The organism is Halomonas sp. SCS19, from assembly GCF_040147015.1.
Taxonomy (GTDB): Bacteria; Pseudomonadota; Gammaproteobacteria; order Pseudomonadales; family Halomonadaceae; genus Halomonas; species Halomonas litopenaei.
In genome coordinates this window covers 3,686,296-3,705,304 of record NZ_JAMSHN010000001.1, presented here as the reverse complement: position 1 = coordinate 3,705,304, position 19,009 = coordinate 3,686,296, and the positions used below count along the sequence as shown (strand labels likewise).

Sequence of the window (19,009 nt, the reverse complement as noted above, 5' to 3'; positions counted from 1 at the left end):
GCTCAACGCTCACTGACGGTCGAACCGCCCTGCCCACCTTAGCCGTGCACATCAGCCCCGTTCAAAACAGACCGGCGTAGCGACACAGCAGCAGCACGATAAAGCTGACCAGTGCCAGCGGATACCAGGGCATGGCCCCCGCCAGACGCCACCAGCCGGGTACCGCGGAGAAGTGCAGCGGCATGGACAACCCCCCGCCCAGCGCCCACACGCCCAGAACTACCATGGCCAGCCTCGCCGGCGTCGGGAGATCACGAATCAGCCAGGGTTCCAGCAGCAGCCACACCGCCAACACAGCGGTCAGTGCGAGCACCAGTGCCGCCCCGCCCCAGGGCAGCGTCGACATGCCGAGCAACCTCTCACGCCTTCGTCTGGCCACCATCCCGCACTCTCCTCCGGAGTCTTCTCCCACAGTGAAGACGATTTATCGCCGGACGGCGAGCGTTTATGCAGTGCACAAGCGCGCATCGACGTCTACGCCACAATGTGCAAAAAAATTGTACAGCATTTACATCACCTACCCGCCCAAGTCGAATTAGTTCCATAAATTCTGGCTAGTTACTGCTATCTGGCCAATTAAATATTTCTACAAGACATTTAGAAACACTGTTCGTAAACTGTGAAGCGTACAAGGTTACTTCCCTCGGGAAGGATGCCATCGGATCATCAAGGAGGTTCCGCATGAACATGACTCGACTGATGGGCACCGCAGCCCTGCTCGCTACCACCACCTTCGCCGCCCAGTCTGCCCTGGCCTATCAGGCAGGTGACATCTACGTGCGCGGTGGCTTCGAGAAGGCCGACCCCACCTCGGACAACGGCGATATCGCCAACCAGGATCTCGATGTCTCCGAGGAGAACGGCTTCGCCTACGGCGCCGGCTACCTGTTCCACGACAAGTTCGGTGTCGAGCTCAACGGCTCCGAGGCTATGGAGCACGATATCGCGGTCAACGGCGGTAATGTGGGCAGCGTCGACCGTACCCCGGTCAACCTGATGCTCAACTACTACCCGCTGGGCGGCGTGGAAAACGCTCGCGTCCACCCCTACGTTGGCGTGGGCATGAACTACACCCACTTCTCCGACGAGAGCTTCAACGCCGACCTCGATAGCTCCTACGGCGCCGCAGCCCAGGTGGGTCTCGACCTCAGCGTCACCGACAACCTGCTGGTCGGCACCTACGCCCGCTACGCCGATGTCGATTCCGATATCGAGGTCGACGGCCACGATGTTGGCGAGGCCGAGATCGATCCGATGACCATCGGTGCCGGCGTCACCTATCGTTTCTAAGCGCTTGCGCTGTATTGAGAAAACGCCTGCGCGATCTTGAAATAAGCGGTTGAACGGTCAGCTCGATCGCGCCGCATTCCAACCGCAGCATCGAAGGCGTCTGGCTTTGCCAGGCGCCTTTTCTGGTGCGTTGACGGTTCATTTTTGTCGACCAAAGGAGGTATTGAGGTAGATCAATAACCACGTTCTCGATGCGGCATACACTGCTTGGCAATCGGGCTCGCCGAATGGCTCGCCGACCGGCTCGCCCACTTTTGCCAGTACGCAAGGAGAACACCATGCGCCATCCCCTGATCACCACCGCCCTGGTCGCCGCCATCGCCGGCAGCGCCCTCGTCAGCAGCCAGGCCTTTGCCGCCTACGGCAAGGGCGACATCTACACCCGCATCGGGGTGGCGAAGGTCAAGCCCGACTCCGACAACGGCTCGCTGTTGGGTGGCGACATGGACACCGACGTCCATGACGACAATGGTTTCGCCTTCACCCTGGGCTATCGCTTCCACGACAAGTTCGGCGTCGAACTGCTGGCCGCCGAGCCCTTCGAGCACGACGTCGACCTGAACGTAGGTGGCACCGATATCGGTGCCAGCGTCGAGCACCTGCCGCCGACCCTGACCGTGCAGTACTACCCCTTCGGTGGCACCGAGGCGCGAGTGCAGCCCTACGTCGGCCTGGGGGTCAACTACACCCACTTCTCCGACGAGGACATCGATACCGGAGACGATCTCGATCTGGAAGAGTCCTGGGGCTGGGCCGGCCAGGCGGGCCTCGACCTGGTCATCGACGACCACTGGGCGGCCAACATGGCGGTGTGGTATCTGGATATCGACAGCGACGTCGACCTCGACGGCACTGATCTAGGCGAGATCGAGGTGGACCCCTACGTGATCATGGCCGGTATCAGCTACCGCTTCTGATCCGGGTCAGTTCAGCAAAGCCTGCGATACGGCACAATACCTTCCGCAAACGCGATCTAACATTGGGAGACTGAAATGAGGGTACTCATTGTTGCGATGGTATTGGTGCTGATCAGCGGTACCGCACTGGCTCATGGTGGAGGTTGCCGAAAGAGCTCACCCGCAGGGCAGTGCTGCCATATGGACCGGAGCGCTGGCACCGTACACTGCCACTGACCCGCCATGCGGTATTGCTCTTCATTGCAAAACGCCCGCCCCCACTTGGGAGGTGGGCGTTTTGCTGTTGACGTCAAAAAGTGTATTTGGCGACGCATCTGTAGCAGGCCGCGGTGCCAATAGGGGCAAGAAGCTAGCGGGGATGATGGCGTGACAGCCCCAGTCGCCCCAGAGTGGCATCATCGAGGTGCTCGACGGCCTCTACCGCCGCCAGCGCCTGATGATAGCCCTCGCTAAGGAAGTCCCGACCGGCCAGCAGGTGCTCAAGGTACTCGCGGGCGGGCCGCAGGTCATCCCCCTGGCGTTCGGCGCCGGCGATATAGACCCAGGCCTCGATCGGCCCTTGTTGGGTGAGCACCGGCAGACGATGACGGTCGTACTCGTGTGGGTAACCTTCGAAGGGATCCATCTGCCGGATCTGCTCGGGCTCGAGGAGTTCGAACAGCGCGCCCTCGACCCGATCGCCTGGCGCCGGCACCACATTGGCGTGGGCGATGCCCGGCACCCGGGAGGCCTTGTTGAAGCGCAGCGCGTACCCTTCCAGGCTGCCGGCCAGCACACGCCGGGTCTCACCGATGCGCGCGGCGACACGCTTAATGTTCATGTTGCTGCCATAGGCAAAGTACCAGGGCATCGCCTTCTCCTCGCTGGGGACTTCTTCCGTTACCGGCGATTCAGTTCTCGGTGATCAGCCGGTCGATATCCTCGATCACCTTCTGCAACAGCATCCGGTCCTGGGCGCGCGCGCCTTCCTGGATCAGGTAGGCGTCCACCGCCGGGGCCACATCGCAACTGGCGGGCAGGGGTGCACGCTGCTCCACCAGGGTATCGAGCCTGGCGATAAACACGAAGCGCAGCCACTGAGGCAGCGACATGGTATCGATGCAGAACGGCTGCCGACTGTTGAAGGCGGCGGCCTCCGGCTTGTCCATACGCCACATGTTGGCGGCCTTCATGGTCGCCTCGAGCTCGCGCAGGGCCGCGCCCAGGGCGTCGTGGACGGAAGGTTCGGTGGGCATGATGCCTCCGCTTTGAAAATGGGCTTGGTGCACGTCATTGTCGCGTGCCGGACCAGCGAGGGCCAGCCCGGCAGCAACACGCGCGCCCCAAGAAACCGCTGCAAATGCGGCACCTCGAAGGGCACGCCTCGACGTGCAGACTTTCTCGAACGAGGATCTCGCCGGATGGATGAGCGATTCGGCCTACAGGGGCTCGGCGGCGGGCAGTACCTTGCGCAGGAAGTCTCGGGTACGCGGGTCCTGCGGTGCATGGAACAGCTCCGAGGGAGGCCCCTGCTCGACGATGCGCCCGCCCTCCATGAACACCACCCGGTCGGCCACGTCACGGGCAAAGGCCATCTCGTGGGTGACCACCAGCATGGTCTGGCGTTCACGCGCCAACTGCTTCATCAACGCCAGCACCTCGTCGACCCACTCGGGATCCAGCGATGAGGTGGGTTCGTCGAACAAGATCACCTCGGCCTGGGCGGCCATGGCGCGGCCGATCCCCACCCGCTGCTGCTGCCCCCCGGACAGCGACGCCGGATAGGCGTCCGCCTTGTCCGACATGCCGATGCGCTCGAGGATCTCACGCGCTCGCTGGTGGGCCTTGGCCCTGGGCCAGCGGTTGACCACGATGAGGCCCTCGGCGATGTTCTCAAGCGCCGTCTTGTTGGCAAACAGCGCGTAGTTCTGGAACACGAAGGCCGTGTGACGACGGGCAGCCAGGATCTCGGACTTGCTGGCCTGGGTCAGGTTTAGATTCAGCGGGCCCAGCGTCAGGCGGCCACCGTCTGGCTGCTCGAGAAAGTTGAGACAGCGCAGCAACGTCGACTTGCCGGTCCCGGAGGGGCCGATCACCACGATGATCTCGCCCTGCTGGATCTCCAGGTCGATACCGTCGAGCACGGTGGTATCACCGAAGCGCTTGGTCAGTCGCTCTAGCTTGATCATCGACGATAGGCCTCGTTGAGTCGGGATTCCAGGCGCCGCTGCAGCCAGGCCAGTGCCTCGACGATGGCCCAGTAGATCAGCGCCACGGTGATGAAGGCCTCGAAGTACAGGAAGCTGCCGGCGGCCTCTTTCTGGGTCGCCCCCATCAACTCGGTGACGCCCAGAGTGAACGCCAGCGAGGTGGCCTTGATCATGTCGATGAAGTAGTTCATCAACGTCGGCACCGCGATGCGAGTGGCCTGGGGCAGTACGATCCGGCGCATCAACTGGCCGTTGGTCATGCCAATGGACAGCGCCGCCTCGGTCTGACTGCGATCCACGCCGACGATGGCGGCGCGGATCGACTCCGCCATATAGGCCGAGAAGTGCAGCGTCAGCCCCATGATGGTGGCGGTGATGCCATCGATGGTGGTCAGAAACGACAGCACCTGGGGCAGCCCGTAGTAGAACAGGAACAGCTGCACCAACAGCGGCGTACCGCGAAAGAACGAGATGAACCACAGCGTCAGGCCGTTGAGAACCGGGATCTTGAGTACCCGGATCACCGCCAGGCCACAGGCCAGCACCAGAGCCAGCGCCATCCCGGCCAGCGCCATCCCCAGGGTCAGGGGCAGGTAGCTGAGCAGGATGGGCACCAGCCCAACCATGTAGTCGAGGTCGAGAATGCTCATGGAGAGTCGATCACCGCTCAGGGCGTGGTGATATCGGCATCGAACCAGCGCTCGGAGATCTCGCTCAAGGTGCCATCTTCACGCAGGGTGTCAAGCGCCTGGTCGACCTCGTCGCGCAGTTCCTGGTCGTCCTGGCGGAACGGCAGCGCATTGCGAATCTCGGAGAACGGCTTGCCGGCCAGCGCCAGCGGCAGCGGCTTTTCCTTGATCACCTGGGTGGCGCTGACGCGATCCATGACGAAGGCATCGACACGACCCAGCGCGGTGTCCTGCTCGATGTTGCTCTCATAGGTGCGGATATCGATCTCGTCGGCGTAGGGCAGCTCGCGCAGCAACTGCTCGTAGTTGGAGCCCAGATTGACGGCCACGGTCTTGCCCGCCAGATCCTCGACCCCGGAGACCTCGTCATTGCCTTCCTTGGTCACCACCTGAGCACCGTCATACACATAGGGCGAGGTGAACAGGTACTTCTGCTCACGCTCCTCGGTGATGGTGATCTGGTTGGCGATGGTGTCGATGCGCCCGGACTCGAGCATGCCGAACAACCCTGAGAAGTTGGCGGTAACGAACTCCACCTCGGTGCCCATCTCTTCGGCCACCGCTTCCATCACGTCGACCTCGAAGCCCTTGAGGGTGTCCTGCTCGACGAAGGTAAAGGGAAAGTAACCACCGGACATGCCGACTTTCAGGGTGTCGGCGTGGGCACCGGCAGCGACACCGATGGCACCTGCGGCGGCAAGAGAAACAGCCAGATGACGAACCATGGACGGCTCCTTGAAAACGATTGGGGCGGCCAGTGCGGCATGGCCCGGGAGGGTGACAGGTGGAGGCATCCATCGCCACTTCAACCCTGGGCTGCTCGATGGCTCAGCATGATTTGGAATAAACGACCGCCATTATATTCCAAATCGATAGCAGACGCAGTGAAAAATCCCAGGGTGAACCATAGCCTCCTGCTATTGCGATCGCCCTTCCCGGGAGCAACCGCCGACCGCCGTCGGCTAACTGTCACCTCACCGACTTATCCCCACCATCATTCATTCACAGAAGCGCTGAATGTCCCTGTGGATAACCCTTTGACAGATGACGCCGAGCCGCTTCTGACGCTCTTTTGCGGAGCTTGATCAAAAATTCACCAGCGGTGCAGCAAAATACAGTGCGAGGGATGCACAAATTTCCGCCGTGGACGGCTGACACTCCTCGAGCGGCGCGATAGAGTGCACGCTGATCTTTCGGAGGGGCCATGCAAGCGATCCATCGTCTTCACGACTTTTTCACCCTGACCGGTGCCGAGGTGCGTCTCTATCATATGGGACGGCGTGTGCACCCCTGCGCGCTCGAGACCCTGGCAGACTTCGAGAGCGGCCAGGTCCCCTGGCCGGAACCCTGGCAGGGTCGTGCCCGCCTGGCGCTGGTGTTTCGCCTGGGTGACATGAGCGACCCGCTGATCTGGTTCCTGGCGCTGCCGGTGGACGAACAGGGCCTTCTGGATGCCGCCCAGCGGGACGCCTTCCTCGAGCGCCTGCTGTCCACCCTGGGCCGCAGCGCAGAAGCGCTGGAGCAGTCCGACGGCGGCGAGATCGACAACCTGATGAAGGACAACCCGCTGGCCTTCACCCCTTCCCTGACCTTTCAGGCGATGCTGCACGCCCGAGCCAGCGCCGATCTGGAGCGTCCCGCCAGCGAGCACCTTGAGCCGGTCGAAGCCTTCCTGTCGGGCCAGGGTGGCCACGACTGGCAGGCGCTGGGCCTGCAGGGGCTGGCCGACCATGTGGCGCGTCTCACCCCCGAGACTGAGGCCTCGCTGGTAGCCGCTATCCCGCAGCTGCACAGCGAAGTGCTGACATCGCTATGCTACTGTCTGGAACATGTAGCACTATCAGCAGAGCTTGCAGAGGCGCTGCGTCAGCGCGGCGAACAGGCGGCCAGCCAGGGCGACATCGAGACCTTCTGCGCCTGTGTGCGCGCCGTGGGCAACGCGCCCGACAGCCTGGCCGGTGACTGGTTCGACGCCTTGCTGGCCGATAGCGATGCCTGCGGCCCGGACACCCTCGCGGCAATCGCCGCACGGGGCTGGCAACACCTGGAGCACGCCGAGCGCCTGCCGCTGTTTCTGGAGCGGGTCGCCGAATGCGACGGGGCCGACTTCCTGGCCGTTGCGAGGGACCTGGCGCAGATCCCCCGGCTGCGTCTGCCGGTACTGATGACGCTGCGTCAGGCCCCGAAGGACTCCGCCACCGCTCGCCGACTGGCGGCGGTCAAGGGCACAGGCGGTCATTGATTCGCTTGCCCGTGTGACGTTCGTTGCCACTGACAGTTCGACAACGGACGTCGCCTGAATAACAAGCAGCATCCCGCGACAAGGAGAAGACATGAAGGACCTGCCCTTTCAGGCTCAGGCCGTCGTCGGTCGCCGCGAGATGGTGATCCTGCCGCAGATGCACCTGCATCTGTGTGCCAAGGTGGACACCGGCGCTCGCACCTCGGCGCTGCACGCCGAGGAGATCGAGTCCTTCGAGGAGGACGAGATCCTGTGGGTCAGCTTCGTCACCCGTGCCGGCGGCCCCGACAGTCCGTCACACCAGTACCGTATGCACCTGCATGATCGGCGCAAGGTCACCAGCTCCAACGGCCAGGCCGAGTGGCGCTACTTTATTCGCACCCAGATGCAGATGGGGGATCTGGAATTTCCCGTCGAGCTATCCCTGACCGACCGGCGCAACATGCGCCACCCCATGCTTCTCGGTCGCCGCGCACTGCGCCGCCTGCTGGTGGCGCCCGGCGCCACCTTTCTGCACGGCGAACCCTGACGGATCCACCGCCCCTGACCTGGAGACTCGCACATGCATATCGCGCTGCTGTCCCGCAACCGCAATCTCTACTCCACTCGTCGCCTGGTGGAAGCCGCCGAACAACGCGGCCATACGGCCCGGGTGGTCGATACGCTGCGCTGCTACATGAGCATCGCTTCTCACCATCCGTCGATTCACTACAAGGGTGAGGAACTCGAGCCCTTCGACGCCGTCATCCCGCGCATCGGCTCCTCGGTCACCTTCTACGGCTGCGCCGTGCTGCGTCAGTTCGAGATGATGAACGTCACCGTGCTCAACGACAGCGTCGGCATCACCCGCTCCCGCGACAAGCTGCGCTCACTGCAACTGCTGTCTCGCAAGGGCATCGGCCTGCCGGTGACCGGCTTCGCCCACTCCCCCGATGACATCCCGGACCTGATCACCATGGTCAAGGGCGCCCCGCTGGTGATCAAGCTGCTGGAAGGCACCCAGGGTATCGGCGTGGTGCTGGCCGAGACCAACCAGGCGGCGGAATCGGTGATCCAGGCGTTCATGGGCATGAAGGCCAACATCATGGTTCAGGAGTACATCAAGGAAGCCAAGGGCGCCGACATCCGCTGCTTCGTCATCGGCGACAAGGTGGTGGCAGCGATGAAGCGCCAGGCGGCCGAAGGCGAGTTCCGCTCCAACCTGCACCGCGGCGGCAGCGCCAGCGTCATCCGTATCACCCCGGAAGAACGCTCCACCGCCATCCGCGCGGCCAAGTCCATGGGGCTGCGCGTGGCCGGTGTCGACCTGCTGCGCTCCAACCATGGCCCCGTGGTGATGGAGGTGAACTCCTCGCCCGGCCTGCAGGGCATCGAGAGCGCCACCGGCAAGGACATCGCCGGCCTGGTCATCGAACACCTGGAAAAGAGCGCCACGGCGCGTCCACGGACCCGTACGCCGGCCAAACCCAAGGGCTGAAGCGGCAAGGGCTCAAGATAAAAGCCCCGTAAAGGATGACGCCGAGGGGCGACCGATAGTACGGTCGCCCGTCTTGTCATTGGCGCTCACTTACCGCTCACAAGCGCGAGGCGGCCCTTCGCCTACGACGATATCTCGCCGCAACCGGGCCAACTTTGTCAGCGCTTTTCGACCAAGGTCGAAGCGATCGACCACCCCACCGCAAGAATCATAAATATTTGCCACATTAGGGGTGGCAAAACTCCTGCTGGAGCCCCACAATTTGCGTCACCGGAGGAGGTGACGCGCATGTTTCTCGATAATCGCCAGGTGGCGATGGACAGCCTGCTGGAGGCCCTGGCCGACAGCGTCGACTATTTCCAGGACAATCTCGAGCGCCTGCGACCCTCGCTGCGCGACGCTCTGGAGCCCCACTTCGAGACGCGCCAGAAGACCATGCGCGAGCTCCAGGAGCTGGCGCGCGAACACCTCGACCTGCTGCCGCGTGATGCCGACGTCGAACGCGACGACTACATGTGGCTGTGGAGTCGTCTCAAGAGCTTTGTCGGCAACGACTCACAGGTGTTGATCAACGAGCTGCTCGAGCAGGAGCGGGTGCTGATGCAGTCTCTCTCCACCCTGTTTACCCATCCCTTGCCGGGCCCCATCGAGCCGGTGATCGAAGAGGTATGGAAGGGTTGCCGCGCGCTGATTCGCGAGCTCTACGACCTGCAGAAGTCGACCGCCCAGAAGCGTGGCGCAGGCCGTCGAACCGTCAAACGCTGACGCCGCCGACGCGAACGCCAATCCACGAAAACGCCTTGCCAGGCTCTGCCGGCAAGGCGTTTTTATTGGTGAAGCGGATGCCAGGGTAAAGCGGCTGCTCTCAGTTCTTGCCGGCGTCGGGCGTGCGCAGCAGCAATGGCGCCACACTGGCGTCGCCTCTGGTCAACACCTCGTCGATGACCTCGTGAAGACTCCGAGCCTCGATGCGAGGTGCCGGCGCCGCGATCTTCAAAGGCTCCAGGGGGCCAAGAAAGCGCGGCTCGCGCTGCCACAGGTAGAGATCGCCCAGGGTCGCCACCCGGGCCACCCACTCCCGCAGGATCAGCCAGCGAGAACCCTCCCTCTCGGGCGCCGGGCAGCCCTCGACCTCAAGCCCCAGGGCATCAGCGATGAACAGCGCCCGCGGCAGGTGCCAGTCCTGGGTAATCAATAGTGCGCGCTCCACCTCGAACACGTCGCGGGCCCTGGCCAGAGTATCGAAGGTGCTGAAACCGGCGTAGTCCAGCGTCATGTCGACCTCGCGCACGCCACGCGCCTTGAGGTCGCGCCACATGGTCACCGGCTCGTTGTAGTAGCGGGTGGCATTGTCACCGGACACCAGCAGGTGGCGCAGACGTCCCTCGTTCATCAATCGGGCGGCGGCGATCATGCGCCCTTCGAAGTGGGGATTGCGGGTACCGCTGCGGGTCCAGTGGGAGGTGCCGAAGACGATGCCGACCTGGTGGGGGCGGCATTCGACGAGGCGAGGAGCGATGCGATCGCGGGTGGTGGCCACCACCCAGGCGTTGGCCGCGACAAAGGCCAGGGCGAGCAACAGGACCAGGCTACCGAGACACAGCAGCAGGCGACGAAACATCGTGAACAGCGGCTCGCGCATGACGATTCCAATTGACAGCGGAGGTCAGGACCCGCTGCGCGGGCCAGAGAGGGCCGGGTCAGAACATGCCAAGTTCCAGCTTGGCCTCGTCGCTCATCATCTCACGACTCCAGGGGGGATCGAAGACGATCTCGGTATGCACCTTGGAAATCTGCGGTGCTCCCAGAATCTTGTTGCGCGCATCCGCCGCGATCACATCGCCCATGCCACAACCAGGGGCTGTCAGGGTCATGCGAATGGTGACGATGCGCTCACCACTGATCAGGCGCTCGATACGACAACCGTATACCAGTCCCAGATCGACGATATTGACCGGGATCTCGGGATCGAAACAAGTCCTGAGCTGATCCCAGACAAACGCCTCGATCGCCGCATCGTCGGCCTCGGGGTCCAGTGTCGGGCGTGGCATCGGCTCGAGGCCCACCGCGTCCAGGTTGGATCCCTCGATCAGGTACAGACGTCCCTCGTAGGCAACACTCAGGGTGCTGCCCTTGGCCTGCATCACCGAGACGATGCTGTCCTCGTCAAGCGTCACCGTCTTGCCGAAGGGAATGGAGATGACCTCCACATCCCGCTGCAACGGCAGTTGCTGGCCCTTGCTCAGTTGAGCAATCTGATCGTGTTCGCTCATGCAATTCCTTAGGCGGGTACGCCGAATGACTCCCTTGCCAACCAGGGCTCGAGGCGGCACGCGCCGCCCCGAGCCGCCCTGCTGCTTCAGCGCAGCATGCTGATCACCCGCTGGAGGCTCTCGACCAGCACGTCGACTTCCTCCGGGGTGTTGTAGGCCGCAAAGGAAGCGCGACAGGTGGCATCGACGCCGAACTGGGCCAGCAGCGGCTGGGCGCAGTGGTGGCCGGTACGAATCGCCACGCCGAGCTGGTCGATCAGCAGACCGATATCCTGGCTATGCACGCCGTCGACCACAAAGGACAAGACGCCTGCCTTGTCCGGCGCGGTGCCCAGCACGCGAAGGCCATCCACCGCCGCCACGCTTTCGGTGGCGTGCTCGAGCAGGCGATGCTCCCAGGCACTGATGTGCTCAAGGCCGATCGAATTGACCCATTCGATGGCACGGCCCAGGGCGATCACTTCGGCGATGGCCGGCGTGCCCGCCTCGAACTTGTGGGGAATGGCGGCAAAGGTGGTCGGCGTCTCGAAGGACACCGTGGCGATCATCTCGCCGCCACCCTGCCAGGGCGGCATGGCCTCGAGCAGCGCCTCGCGGCCGTAGAGCACGCCGGCGCCGGTGGGACCATAGACCTTGTGCCCCGAAAATGCGTAGAAGTCGGCACCGATGGCCTGAACATCGATCGGCTCATGGGGTGCCGCCTGGGCGCCATCCACCAGAATCAGCGCATCGTGCTGATGGGCGACCCGGGCCATCTCGGCCACCGGGTTGATGGTACCGAGGGCGTTGGAGACGTGATTGACCGCCACCAGCCGGGTGCGCTCGCCGATCAGGTCACGGTAGGCGTCCTGATCCAGCGCGCCACGCTCATCCACCGGGATCACCTTGATGGTGAAGCCGCGCTCGGCCGCCAGCAGCTGCCAGGGCACGATATTGGAGTGATGTTCGAGCTGGGAGATCAGCACCTCGTCACCGGGACCGAGGTTGGCGCGCCCCCAGCTCTGGGCCACCAGGTTGATCGCCTCGGTGGTGCCACGGGTGAACACGATCTCGCGGGTGCTCGCGGCGTTCAAAAAGGCACGCACGGTCTCCCGGGTGCCCTCGAAGGCCGCCGTGGCCTCGTCGGCCAGGGTGTGAAGGCCACGATGGATGTTGGCGTTCATCTGGCTGTAGTAGTGATCGAACACCTCGATCACCTGACGTGGCGTCTGGCTGGTGGCGGCGTTGTCCAGATAGACCAGGGGCTTGCCGTGGACCTCCCGATCGAGGATCGGGAAGTCCTTGCGCACCCTCGCCACATCGAGCAGCAGATCGCTGAAGTGGGTCATGCTCAGTCCTCGTTGAGGGCCACGGCGGCTTCCACCAGACCGGCCAGGTGGAAGCGCTCGGGCAGCTTGCCGGCCACGGTCAGCTCGACCCGCTCGGACACCGCGTCCAGATTCACCTGGTCCATCACCTCACCGGCGAAGGCCAGGGTCAGCAGTCCACGTGCAGTGGCCTCATCCAGCCCGCGGGTACGCAGGGCAAACACCGCTTCCTCGTCGAGCTGACCGGTGGTGGCGCCGTGGGAACACTTGACGTCGTCGGCGTAGATCTCGAGCTCGGGCTTGGTGTCGATCTGGGCACGATCGGAGAGCAGCAGGTTGGCGTTGCTCTGGTCGGCCTCGATCTTCTGGCTGTCGCGCTTGACGATCACCTTGCCGTTGAACACGCCGTGGGCGCGGTCATCGAGGATGCCCTTGTAGTTCTCGTGGGAGAAGGTGTGGGGCGCGTTGTGGTTGGCCAGGGTGTGGTTGTCCACGTGCTGGCGATTCTGGCCGTAGAACAGACCATTGAAGGTCACCTCGGCGCCCTGGCCATTGAGGTCGCTGACCAGGTCGTTGCGCACCAGTCCACCACCGAGGGTGATGTTGAAGGAGGTGAACTGAGCGTCGCGGCACTGCTCCACATGGATACTGGCCACATGCAGATCCTGCTCGGGCGACTCCACCAGCTTGTAGTGGGTCAGGTTGGCGCCACGATCGAGCATCACCTCTTCCACCAGGTTGGTGAAGTTGGCGGCGCCCTCTTCACCCACATGGTGTTCGATCACGGTGGCCTGGCTGCGCCCGCCCGCCTCGATCAGGATACGCGGGTGGCTCATCACCGGCGCCTCGTTGGCCCGGGACAGGAACTGCAGCACGATGGGCTTGTCGACCACGGTGCCGGGCGCCAGGCGCACCAGCGCGCCCTCCTCGAAGAAGGCGGTGTTAAGTGCCGAGAAGGCCGAGAATTCGACCCCGGTCAGGCGCCCCAGCGGGCCGCCGACGGCCTCGTGGTTCTCTTCCAGGGCCTGGGACAGCGGCTGCACCTGCACGCCACCCGGCAGCTCGGACAGGTCCGACAGGGCGCTGGAAAAGACGCCGTCGACGAAGGTCAGACGGTGGGCGTCCAGCGGCAGCGTCAGGGCAGCGGCGCTGGCCTGGGAAAACTCGGCAGAGCCTGTGAGCTGGAAGTCGGTGCGACTGATGGCGCGCACGTCGGTGTACTTCCACTCTTCGACGCGGCGATCGGGAAAGCCCATCGCCTCGAAGCGGGCCGCACCGGCCTGGCGCCGTGCGGCGATCCAGGTGGGTTCGCCGCGGCGCGCCTCGCTGCGCTCGTTCAGACGATCGAGAAAGCGTTGCACATCACTCATGCAGCGGGCTCCTCTACGACCCAGTCGTAGCCACGGGATTCGAGTTCATGGGCAAGCTCGGCGCCGCCGCTCTTGACGATCCGGCCGTTCACCAGCACGTGGACGTGGTCGGGCACGATGTAGTCGAGCAGGCGCTGGTAGTGAGTCACCAGCAGGATGCCGCGATCTTCACTGCGCAGCGAGTTGACCCCATCGGCCACCACCTTCATGGCGTCGATGTCGAGGCCGGAGTCGATCTCGTCGAGCATCGCGAGCTTGGGCTGCAGCACCAGCATCTGCAGGATCTCGTTACGCTTCTTCTCGCCGCCGGAGAAGCCTTCATTGACGGCACGCTGCAGGAAGCTGTTGTCCATCTTCATGAAGGACACCTTTTCCTTGATCAGCTTCATGAACTCGGGTGCCGGAATCTCGCCCTCGCCGCGCGCCTCGCGCTGGGCGTTGAGCGCCGCCTTGAGCAGGTAGATGTTCTTGACCCCCGGGATTTCCACCGGGTACTGAAAGCCCAGCAGCAGACCGGCCTGGGCGCGCTCTTCGATCTCCATCTCGAGGACATCCTTGCCCTCGAAGGTGATCGAGCCCGCGGTCACCTCGTAGCCGTCCTTGCCCGCGATGACGGCGGACAGGGTCGACTTGCCGGCGCCATTGGGACCCATGATGGCGTGCACTTCACCAGGCTGGATGGACAGGGTCAGACCCTTGAGGATTTCAGAGCCCTCGACGGTGACGTGGAGATCCTTGACTTCGAGCATGTAGACACCTTTGCGATGCCCGCCGCGCCGGGCGGCGGGAGAAAAACGAATAAGGGTGGAATGTAGCGCCGGGGATCAGCCCACCGCGCCTTCGAGCGTCACGTTGAGCAGCGCCTCTGCCTCGACCGCAAACTCCATCGGCAGCTCCTGGAAGACGTCCTTGCAGAAGCCGTTGACGATCATGTTGACCGCGTCTTCCTCGGAGATACCGCGGCTCTGGCAGTAGAACAGCTGGTCCTCGCCGATCTTGGAGGTGGTCGCCTCGTGCTCCACCGTGGCCGTCGAGTTGCCGATCTCCTGGTACGGGAAGGTGTGGGCACCGCAGGTATCGCCGATCAGCAGCGAATCACACTGGGTAAAGTTGCGCGCACCCTTGGCCCGCGGGCCGACCTTGACCAGACCACGATAGGACTGGTTGGAACGCCCGGCGGAGATACCCTTGGAGACGATGGTGGACTTGGAGCCCTCGCCCAGGTGGATCATCTTGGTGCCGGTATCGGCCTGCTGGCGACCGTTGGTCACCGCCACCGAGTAGAACTCGCCGATGGAGTCCTTGCCACGCAGGATGCAGGACGGGTACTTCCAGGTGATGGCAGAGCCGGTCTCGACCTGGGTCCAGCTGATGTGGGAACGGTCGCCACGGCAGTCGCCACGCTTGGTGACGAAGTTGTAGATGCCGCCCTTGCCGTCCTCGTCACCCGGATACCAGTTCTGCACCGTGGAGTACTTGATGCTGGCGTCTTCCAGCGCCACCAGTTCCACCACCGCGGCGTGCAGCTGGTTCTCGTCACGCATCGGTGCGGTGCAGCCTTCCAGGTAGGACACCTGGGCCTTCTTCTCGCACACGATCAGGGTGCGCTCGAACTGGCCGGTGTTGGCGGCGTTGATGCGGAAGTAGGTGGACAGCTCCATCGGGCAGGTCACGCCTTCCGGCACGAACACAAACGAGCCGTCGGTGAACACCGCCGAGTTGAGCGCGGCAAAGTAGTTGTCGCTGGTCGGCACCACGGTACCCAGGTACTGCTTGACCAGCTCCGGATAGTCGCGGATCGCCTCGGAGATGGAGCAGAAGATCACGCCGGCCTCGGCCAGCTTGTCCTTGAAGGTGGTGGTCACCGACACCGAGTCGAACACCGCGTCCACGGCGACGCCAGCCAGGGCCGCACGCTCATGCAGCGGGATGCCCAGCTTCTCGTAGGTTTCGAGCAGCTTGGGGTCCACCTCGTCGAGGCTCTGGGGCTTGTCTTCCTCACGCTTGGGCGCGCTGAAATACGAGATAGCCTGGTAGTCGATGGGCGGATAGTCCAGATGGGCCCAGGACGGCGCGGTCATCTTCAGCCACTGATGGTAGGCGTCAAGGCGCCAATCGAGCATCCACTGCGGCTCACCCTTCTTCTTGGAGATGAAGGCGATGGTGTCTTCATCCAGCCCCGGCGGGATCGTGTCGCTCTCGATGTCGGTCACGAATCCTTCTTTATATTCGCGACGGACGAGCTGTTCCATTTCCTGACTTGCCATGATGTGTCCCCTCCCGGACGGTTCGGTCGGCGGGCGTTACCCGCCCAGGGTAATGAAGTCGATGTCGATGAGGCGCTGGTCAGGCTTCCGCCGCCAGGCTGATGCTCTGGATCGGCAGGCGAATCGGCAGCTTCAGCGGCGCGCTGTCGGCCAGGTGCGCCAGGGTAATGCTGTCGAGCAGTTCGCGGATCGCCAGCGACACTCGCTGCCAGTTGTCGGCCACCCCGCAGGTGGAGGCCAGGTCGCATTCGCCATCGGCGTGGCTGCATTCGGTCACCGCCACCGGCCCTTCGATGGCCGCGATGATGTCGCTGGCGGTGATCTCCGAGGCAGGACGCGCCAGGTAGTAGCCACCCTGGGCGCCGCGCCGGGACACCAGCAGTCCCGCGCGCACCAGCATCTTCAGCGTCTTGCTCACCGTGGGGTGAGGCAACTGCACCGCTTCGGCGAGCTCTCCGGCGGCGTGCGGCTGCTGGGGGTGACGTGCGATCTGTGCCATCACCACCGCCGCATAGTCCGTCAACCGGGAAAGCTTCAGCATGCCCATCTCCTCGGGGAGTTCCCCTCGTCGGTGCAGGGCTCAGCCCCTGCTTCGATTGGGGACCATTTTAGTCCTGTATAACCTCCATGTGAAGAGCGGCACACATCTATCACGTCGATAGTCCTCACGTTCTCGGCACGATCGCCGCCGATAGACACATTAAAACCAATCATTCTCATTTACTTTAACTATGCGTCCGGGTTGACAGCCTCACCCCCAAGCATCAGATCCATCAATTCCCGTCATTGCAGATCGTCATTCATGATCAAACCAAATAGATACTTCATTCTGCTAAGCTTGTGCCGTATCAACGGCCAGTGAACGCAACGCCTCGCCTCTTGTAAGGCCGAGCCGATGACGTGTGTCCTGGCCCAGGGCCGTTCACAGGCCCGACTCACCCCGCCGCGAGGCCTCGACAGGAGCTATTGCCTTGGAACTGATTCAGTACGCCCTGGACAACGCCGACCTGCTGTTGTCCCGGACCCTCGAGCACATCTCGCTGGTGGGCGTTGCCGTCGGCATCGCCACCCTCACCGGGGTGCCCATCGGCATCGCCATCACCCGCAACGAGCGCGTCGCCCAGGCGGTGCTCTACGCAGCGTCGATCATCGTCACCGTGCCCTCCATCGCGCTGTTCGGGATCATGATTCCGGTGCTGTCGCTGATCGGTCAGGGCATCGGCTACCTGCCGGCGGTGATCGCGGTGCTGCTGTACTCCCAATTACCGATCATTCGTAACACCTACACCGCCATCAACAACGTCGACCCGGCCCTGCGCGAGGCTGCCCGTGGCATCGGCATGAGCCACCGCCAGCGCCTGCGGATGGTCGAGATCCCACTGGCGGTGCCAGTGATCATGGCCGGGGTGCGCACCGCCGTGGTGCTCAATATCGGTGTCATGGCGATCGCCGCCTATATCGGCGCCGGCGGTCTCGGCACCTTTATCAGCCGTGGTATCTCCCAGTCCGACCCGCGCCAGCTGATCGTCGGCGCGGTGGCGGTCAGCCTGCTGGCGATTATCGTCGACTACGGCCTGCTGGCGGTGCAGAAGCGCTTCACGCCCAAGGGCATGGAAGGCGCCGCCAACGCCGCCTGACCATTTGTGTTCCGGCAGTGTCGGGAAAATACCGCTGCGGCGGCTGGCGTCCTGCACGCCACACCGCCCGAGCGCAGCCGGAACGTCGACACGACAACAGGTGAGCCGCCGCCTCGACAGCGGCACCGTCGACGCCCATCGACGACCCGGAGCTCGCCGACGCCGACTTGCATACAAGGATTTGCTCATGATTCGTCTGGAAAACCTGACCAAGGTCTTCGATACGCCCAAGGGCGCGGTCGTCGCCGCCGACCACATCAACATGGAGGTCCCCAGCGGCGAGATCTGCATCCTGCTCGGCCCCTCCGGCTGCGGCAAGACCACCACCCTCAAGATGATCAACCGGATCGTGAAGCCCTCCTCCGGCAAGGTGTTCATCAATGGCGATGACACCACCGGCATGAACACCCAGGACCTGCGCCGCAACATCGGCTACGTCATCCAGCAGATCGGCCTGTTCCCCAACATGACCATCGAGGAGAACATCGCGGTGGTGCCCAAGCTGCTGGGCTGGGACAAGGCGCGCTACAAGGAGCGTGCCCGCGAGCTGATGCACATGATCGCGCTGGAACCCGACGCCTTTCTCAAGCGCTATCCGTCCGAGCTGTCCGGTGGTCAACAGCAGCGCATCGGTGTGGCCCGGGCACTGGCCGCCGATCCCCCCGTGATGCTGATGGACGAGCCCTTCGGCGCCATCGACCCGATCAACCGGGCGGTGATCCAGGATGAATTCCTGAAGATGCAGCAGGACCTGAAGAAGACCATCATGTTCGTCAGCCACGATATCGACGAGGCGATCAAGATGGGGGATCGGGTCGCGGTGTTCCGTGAGGGCAAGCTGGTGCAGTATTCGTCCCCCGACGACCTGCTGGCGGCGCCGAAGAATGCCTTCGTCGAATCCTTCCTGGGCGAGGACCGCGCGCTCAAGCGGCTGAATCTGGTCAAGGTCGCCGAAGTGGTCAGCGATGAGATCGGTACCGTCAAGCCGGAGGACACCCTGACCACGGCGCTCGCACGCATCGACGACTTCGGCTACCAGAATTCGATTCTGATGATCAACGACAAGCGCCAGCCGGTGGGCCTGATCAGCCGCTCCCTGGCCCGCACCACCAAGGGCTACTGCCGCGACCACTTCCAGAACGTGCCGGCCACGGTGAGTCTCGACGACGACCTGCGCAAGGTGGCCTCGCTGATGTTCGCCCAGGACATCACCTGGCTGCCCTGCGTCGACGAGGAGGGCCGCGTCTGCGGGCAGATCACCCAGCGCGCCATGACCCACCACCTGGGCGCCCGCTTCCGTACCAAGCAGCGCGAGACGTCCGCCGTGGCCGCCGAGCCCAAGGAGTGAGCC

21 protein-coding genes are annotated in these 19,009 nt (G+C 63.6%); 8 read left to right on the top strand and 13 right to left on the bottom strand.

Features of this window, described 5'->3' with window-relative positions; translation table 11 throughout:
* Nucleotides 1-61: 61 nt before the first annotated feature.
* Nucleotides 62-382, bottom strand: a complete 321-nt coding sequence (locus NFH97_RS16050; RefSeq protein WP_045994399.1) for a hypothetical protein — start codon at nt 380-382, stop codon at nt 62-64.
* A 299-nt stretch (nt 383-681) separates the two neighbouring features.
* Here NFH97_RS16050 and NFH97_RS16045 point away from each other — a divergent pair, with 299 nt between their 5' ends.
* Together NFH97_RS16045 and NFH97_RS16040 are read left to right on the top strand one after the other, a co-directional pair.
* The gene (locus NFH97_RS16045; protein WP_108450177.1) at nt 682-1,290 is read left to right on the top strand and encodes an OmpW/AlkL family protein; all 609 of its coding nucleotides are present in this window, start codon (nt 682-684) and stop codon (nt 1,288-1,290) included.
* Between the two features lie 278 nt (nt 1,291-1,568).
* Nucleotides 1,569-2,207: an OmpW/AlkL family protein gene (locus tag NFH97_RS16040; protein ID WP_349622851.1), complete on the top strand. Its 639-nt coding sequence runs from the start codon at nt 1,569-1,571 to the stop codon at nt 2,205-2,207.
* 349 nt (nt 2,208-2,556) lie between these two features.
* Here NFH97_RS16040 and NFH97_RS16035 read toward each other — a convergent pair whose 3' ends face one another.
* From NFH97_RS16035 to NFH97_RS16015, 5 genes are all read right to left on the bottom strand, one after another.
* Nucleotides 2,557-3,057 (bottom strand): gamma-glutamylcyclotransferase family protein, encoded by a 501-nt coding sequence (locus tag NFH97_RS16035; RefSeq protein ID WP_349622852.1) that lies wholly within the window; start codon nt 3,055-3,057, stop codon nt 2,557-2,559.
* Between the two features lie 40 nt (nt 3,058-3,097).
* The gene (locus NFH97_RS16030; RefSeq protein WP_045995129.1) at nt 3,098-3,442 is read right to left on the bottom strand and encodes a YqcC family protein; all 345 of its coding nucleotides are present in this window, start codon (nt 3,440-3,442) and stop codon (nt 3,098-3,100) included.
* A gap of 183 nt (nt 3,443-3,625) precedes the next feature.
* On the bottom strand, nt 3,626-4,375 hold the full coding sequence (locus NFH97_RS16025) for an amino acid ABC transporter ATP-binding protein (RefSeq protein ID WP_349622853.1): 750 nt from the start codon (nt 4,373-4,375) through the stop codon (nt 3,626-3,628).
* Entirely contained in the window at nt 4,372-5,046 is a 675-nt protein-coding gene (locus tag NFH97_RS16020; RefSeq protein WP_045995127.1) for an amino acid ABC transporter permease, read from the bottom strand. The genes NFH97_RS16025 and NFH97_RS16020 overlap by 4 nt, the downstream gene beginning before the upstream one ends.
* Before the next feature lie 17 nt (nt 5,047-5,063).
* Entirely contained in the window at nt 5,064-5,810 is a 747-nt protein-coding gene (locus tag NFH97_RS16015) for an amino acid ABC transporter substrate-binding protein (RefSeq protein WP_287165107.1), read from the bottom strand.
* A gap of 479 nt (nt 5,811-6,289) precedes the next feature.
* Here NFH97_RS16015 and NFH97_RS16010 point away from each other — a divergent pair, with 479 nt between their 5' ends.
* The 4 genes from NFH97_RS16010 to NFH97_RS15995 all read left to right on the top strand — a co-directional run bounded on the left by NFH97_RS16010 (nt 6,290) and on the right by NFH97_RS15995 (nt 9,569).
* Nucleotides 6,290-7,327 (top strand): DUF3549 family protein, encoded by a 1,038-nt coding sequence (locus NFH97_RS16010; RefSeq protein WP_045995125.1) that lies wholly within the window; start codon nt 6,290-6,292, stop codon nt 7,325-7,327.
* Nucleotides 7,328-7,418: 91 nt separating this feature from the next.
* Complete coding sequence (locus NFH97_RS16005; RefSeq protein WP_045995124.1) at nt 7,419-7,856, top strand: ATP-dependent zinc protease family protein; 438 nt, start codon at nt 7,419-7,421, stop codon at nt 7,854-7,856.
* A gap of 33 nt (nt 7,857-7,889) precedes the next feature.
* Nucleotides 7,890-8,804, top strand: coding sequence for a 30S ribosomal protein S6--L-glutamate ligase (gene rimK, locus NFH97_RS16000; protein ID WP_045995123.1), 915 nt, complete (start codon nt 7,890-7,892; stop codon nt 8,802-8,804).
* Between the two features lie 288 nt (nt 8,805-9,092).
* Nucleotides 9,093-9,569 (top strand): hypothetical protein, encoded by a 477-nt coding sequence (locus NFH97_RS15995; protein WP_045995122.1) that lies wholly within the window; start codon nt 9,093-9,095, stop codon nt 9,567-9,569.
* Between the two features lie 100 nt (nt 9,570-9,669).
* On the opposite strand, the gene NFH97_RS15990 is transcribed toward NFH97_RS15995, so the two are convergent.
* The 7 genes from NFH97_RS15990 to NFH97_RS15960 all read right to left on the bottom strand — a co-directional run bounded on the left by NFH97_RS15990 (nt 9,670) and on the right by NFH97_RS15960 (nt 16,562).
* Nucleotides 9,670-10,446, bottom strand: coding sequence for a SanA/YdcF family protein (locus NFH97_RS15990; protein ID WP_349622854.1), 777 nt, complete (start codon nt 10,444-10,446; stop codon nt 9,670-9,672).
* A gap of 58 nt (nt 10,447-10,504) precedes the next feature.
* On the bottom strand, nt 10,505-11,077 hold the full coding sequence (gene sufT, locus NFH97_RS15985; RefSeq protein WP_045995121.1) for a putative Fe-S cluster assembly protein SufT: 573 nt from the start codon (nt 11,075-11,077) through the stop codon (nt 10,505-10,507).
* Nucleotides 11,078-11,163: 86 nt separating this feature from the next.
* Nucleotides 11,164-12,405 carry a cysteine desulfurase gene (locus NFH97_RS15980; RefSeq protein WP_045995120.1) on the bottom strand — a complete coding sequence of 414 codons (1,242 nt, stop codon included), beginning with the start codon at nt 12,403-12,405 and terminating at the stop codon, nt 11,164-11,166.
* A 2-nt stretch (nt 12,406-12,407) separates the two neighbouring features.
* Nucleotides 12,408-13,754 carry a Fe-S cluster assembly protein SufD gene (sufD, locus tag NFH97_RS15975; RefSeq protein ID WP_108133009.1) on the bottom strand — a complete coding sequence of 449 codons (1,347 nt, stop codon included), beginning with the start codon at nt 13,752-13,754 and terminating at the stop codon, nt 12,408-12,410.
* Nucleotides 13,751-14,503 carry a Fe-S cluster assembly ATPase SufC gene (gene sufC, locus NFH97_RS15970; RefSeq protein ID WP_045995118.1) on the bottom strand — a complete coding sequence of 251 codons (753 nt, stop codon included), beginning with the start codon at nt 14,501-14,503 and terminating at the stop codon, nt 13,751-13,753. The genes sufD and sufC overlap by 4 nt, the downstream gene beginning before the upstream one ends.
* A 75-nt stretch (nt 14,504-14,578) precedes the next feature.
* Nucleotides 14,579-16,021: a Fe-S cluster assembly protein SufB gene (gene sufB, locus NFH97_RS15965; protein ID WP_045995117.1), complete on the bottom strand. Its 1,443-nt coding sequence runs from the start codon at nt 16,019-16,021 to the stop codon at nt 14,579-14,581.
* Between the two features lie 79 nt (nt 16,022-16,100).
* Complete coding sequence (locus NFH97_RS15960) at nt 16,101-16,562, bottom strand: SUF system Fe-S cluster assembly regulator (RefSeq protein WP_045995116.1); 462 nt, start codon at nt 16,560-16,562, stop codon at nt 16,101-16,103.
* A gap of 430 nt (nt 16,563-16,992) precedes the next feature.
* Here NFH97_RS15960 and NFH97_RS15955 point away from each other — a divergent pair, with 430 nt between their 5' ends.
* Together NFH97_RS15955 and NFH97_RS15950 are read left to right on the top strand one after the other, a co-directional pair.
* Nucleotides 16,993-17,658 (top strand): ABC transporter permease, encoded by a 666-nt coding sequence (locus NFH97_RS15955; RefSeq protein ID WP_045995115.1) that lies wholly within the window; start codon nt 16,993-16,995, stop codon nt 17,656-17,658.
* A 187-nt stretch (nt 17,659-17,845) separates the two neighbouring features.
* On the top strand, nt 17,846-19,006 hold the full coding sequence (locus NFH97_RS15950; RefSeq protein ID WP_349625120.1) for an ABC transporter ATP-binding protein: 1,161 nt from the start codon (nt 17,846-17,848) through the stop codon (nt 19,004-19,006).
* Nucleotides 19,007-19,009: the final 3 nt, after the last annotated feature.

What these genes read in the sequence shown, in the direction of transcription:
- NFH97_RS16040 (WP_349622851.1), top strand. Translation starts at nt 1,569, where the DNA reads ATGCGCCATCCCCTGATCACCACCGCCCTGGTCGCCGCCATCGCCGGC.
- NFH97_RS16035 (WP_349622852.1), bottom strand. Translation starts at nt 3,057, where the DNA reads ATGCCCTGGTACTTTGCCTATGGCAGCAACATGAACATTAAGCGTGTC.
- NFH97_RS16005 (WP_045995124.1), top strand. Translation starts at nt 7,419, where the DNA reads ATGAAGGACCTGCCCTTTCAGGCTCAGGCCGTCGTCGGTCGCCGCGAG.
- NFH97_RS16045 (WP_108450177.1), top strand. Translation starts at nt 682, where the DNA reads ATGAACATGACTCGACTGATGGGCACCGCAGCCCTGCTCGCTACCACC.
- NFH97_RS15990 (WP_349622854.1), bottom strand. Translation starts at nt 10,446, where the DNA reads ATGCGCGAGCCGCTGTTCACGATGTTTCGTCGCCTGCTGCTGTGTCTC.
- NFH97_RS16010 (WP_045995125.1), top strand. Translation starts at nt 6,290, where the DNA reads ATGCAAGCGATCCATCGTCTTCACGACTTTTTCACCCTGACCGGTGCC.
- NFH97_RS15980 (WP_045995120.1), bottom strand. Translation starts at nt 12,405, where the DNA reads ATGACCCACTTCAGCGATCTGCTGCTCGATGTGGCGAGGGTGCGCAAG.
- NFH97_RS15960 (WP_045995116.1), bottom strand. Translation starts at nt 16,562, where the DNA reads ATGCTGAAGCTTTCCCGGTTGACGGACTATGCGGCGGTGGTGATGGCA.
- sufT (WP_045995121.1), bottom strand. Translation starts at nt 11,077, where the DNA reads ATGAGCGAACACGATCAGATTGCTCAACTGAGCAAGGGCCAGCAACTG.
- sufD (WP_108133009.1), bottom strand. Translation starts at nt 13,754, where the DNA reads ATGAGTGATGTGCAACGCTTTCTCGATCGTCTGAACGAGCGCAGCGAG.
- NFH97_RS15950 (WP_349625120.1), top strand. Translation starts at nt 17,846, where the DNA reads ATGATTCGTCTGGAAAACCTGACCAAGGTCTTCGATACGCCCAAGGGC.
- NFH97_RS16025 (WP_349622853.1), bottom strand. Translation starts at nt 4,375, where the DNA reads ATGATCAAGCTAGAGCGACTGACCAAGCGCTTCGGTGATACCACCGTG.
- NFH97_RS15995 (WP_045995122.1), top strand. Translation starts at nt 9,093, where the DNA reads ATGTTTCTCGATAATCGCCAGGTGGCGATGGACAGCCTGCTGGAGGCC.
- sufC (WP_045995118.1), bottom strand. Translation starts at nt 14,503, where the DNA reads ATGCTCGAAGTCAAGGATCTCCACGTCACCGTCGAGGGCTCTGAAATC.
- NFH97_RS16020 (WP_045995127.1), bottom strand. Translation starts at nt 5,046, where the DNA reads ATGAGCATTCTCGACCTCGACTACATGGTTGGGCTGGTGCCCATCCTG.
- sufB (WP_045995117.1), bottom strand. Translation starts at nt 16,021, where the DNA reads ATGGCAAGTCAGGAAATGGAACAGCTCGTCCGTCGCGAATATAAAGAA.
- rimK (WP_045995123.1), top strand. Translation starts at nt 7,890, where the DNA reads ATGCATATCGCGCTGCTGTCCCGCAACCGCAATCTCTACTCCACTCGT.
- NFH97_RS16030 (WP_045995129.1), bottom strand. Translation starts at nt 3,442, where the DNA reads ATGCCCACCGAACCTTCCGTCCACGACGCCCTGGGCGCGGCCCTGCGC.
- NFH97_RS16015 (WP_287165107.1), bottom strand. Translation starts at nt 5,810, where the DNA reads ATGGTTCGTCATCTGGCTGTTTCTCTTGCCGCCGCAGGTGCCATCGGT.
- NFH97_RS16050 (WP_045994399.1), bottom strand. Translation starts at nt 382, where the DNA reads ATGGTGGCCAGACGAAGGCGTGAGAGGTTGCTCGGCATGTCGACGCTG.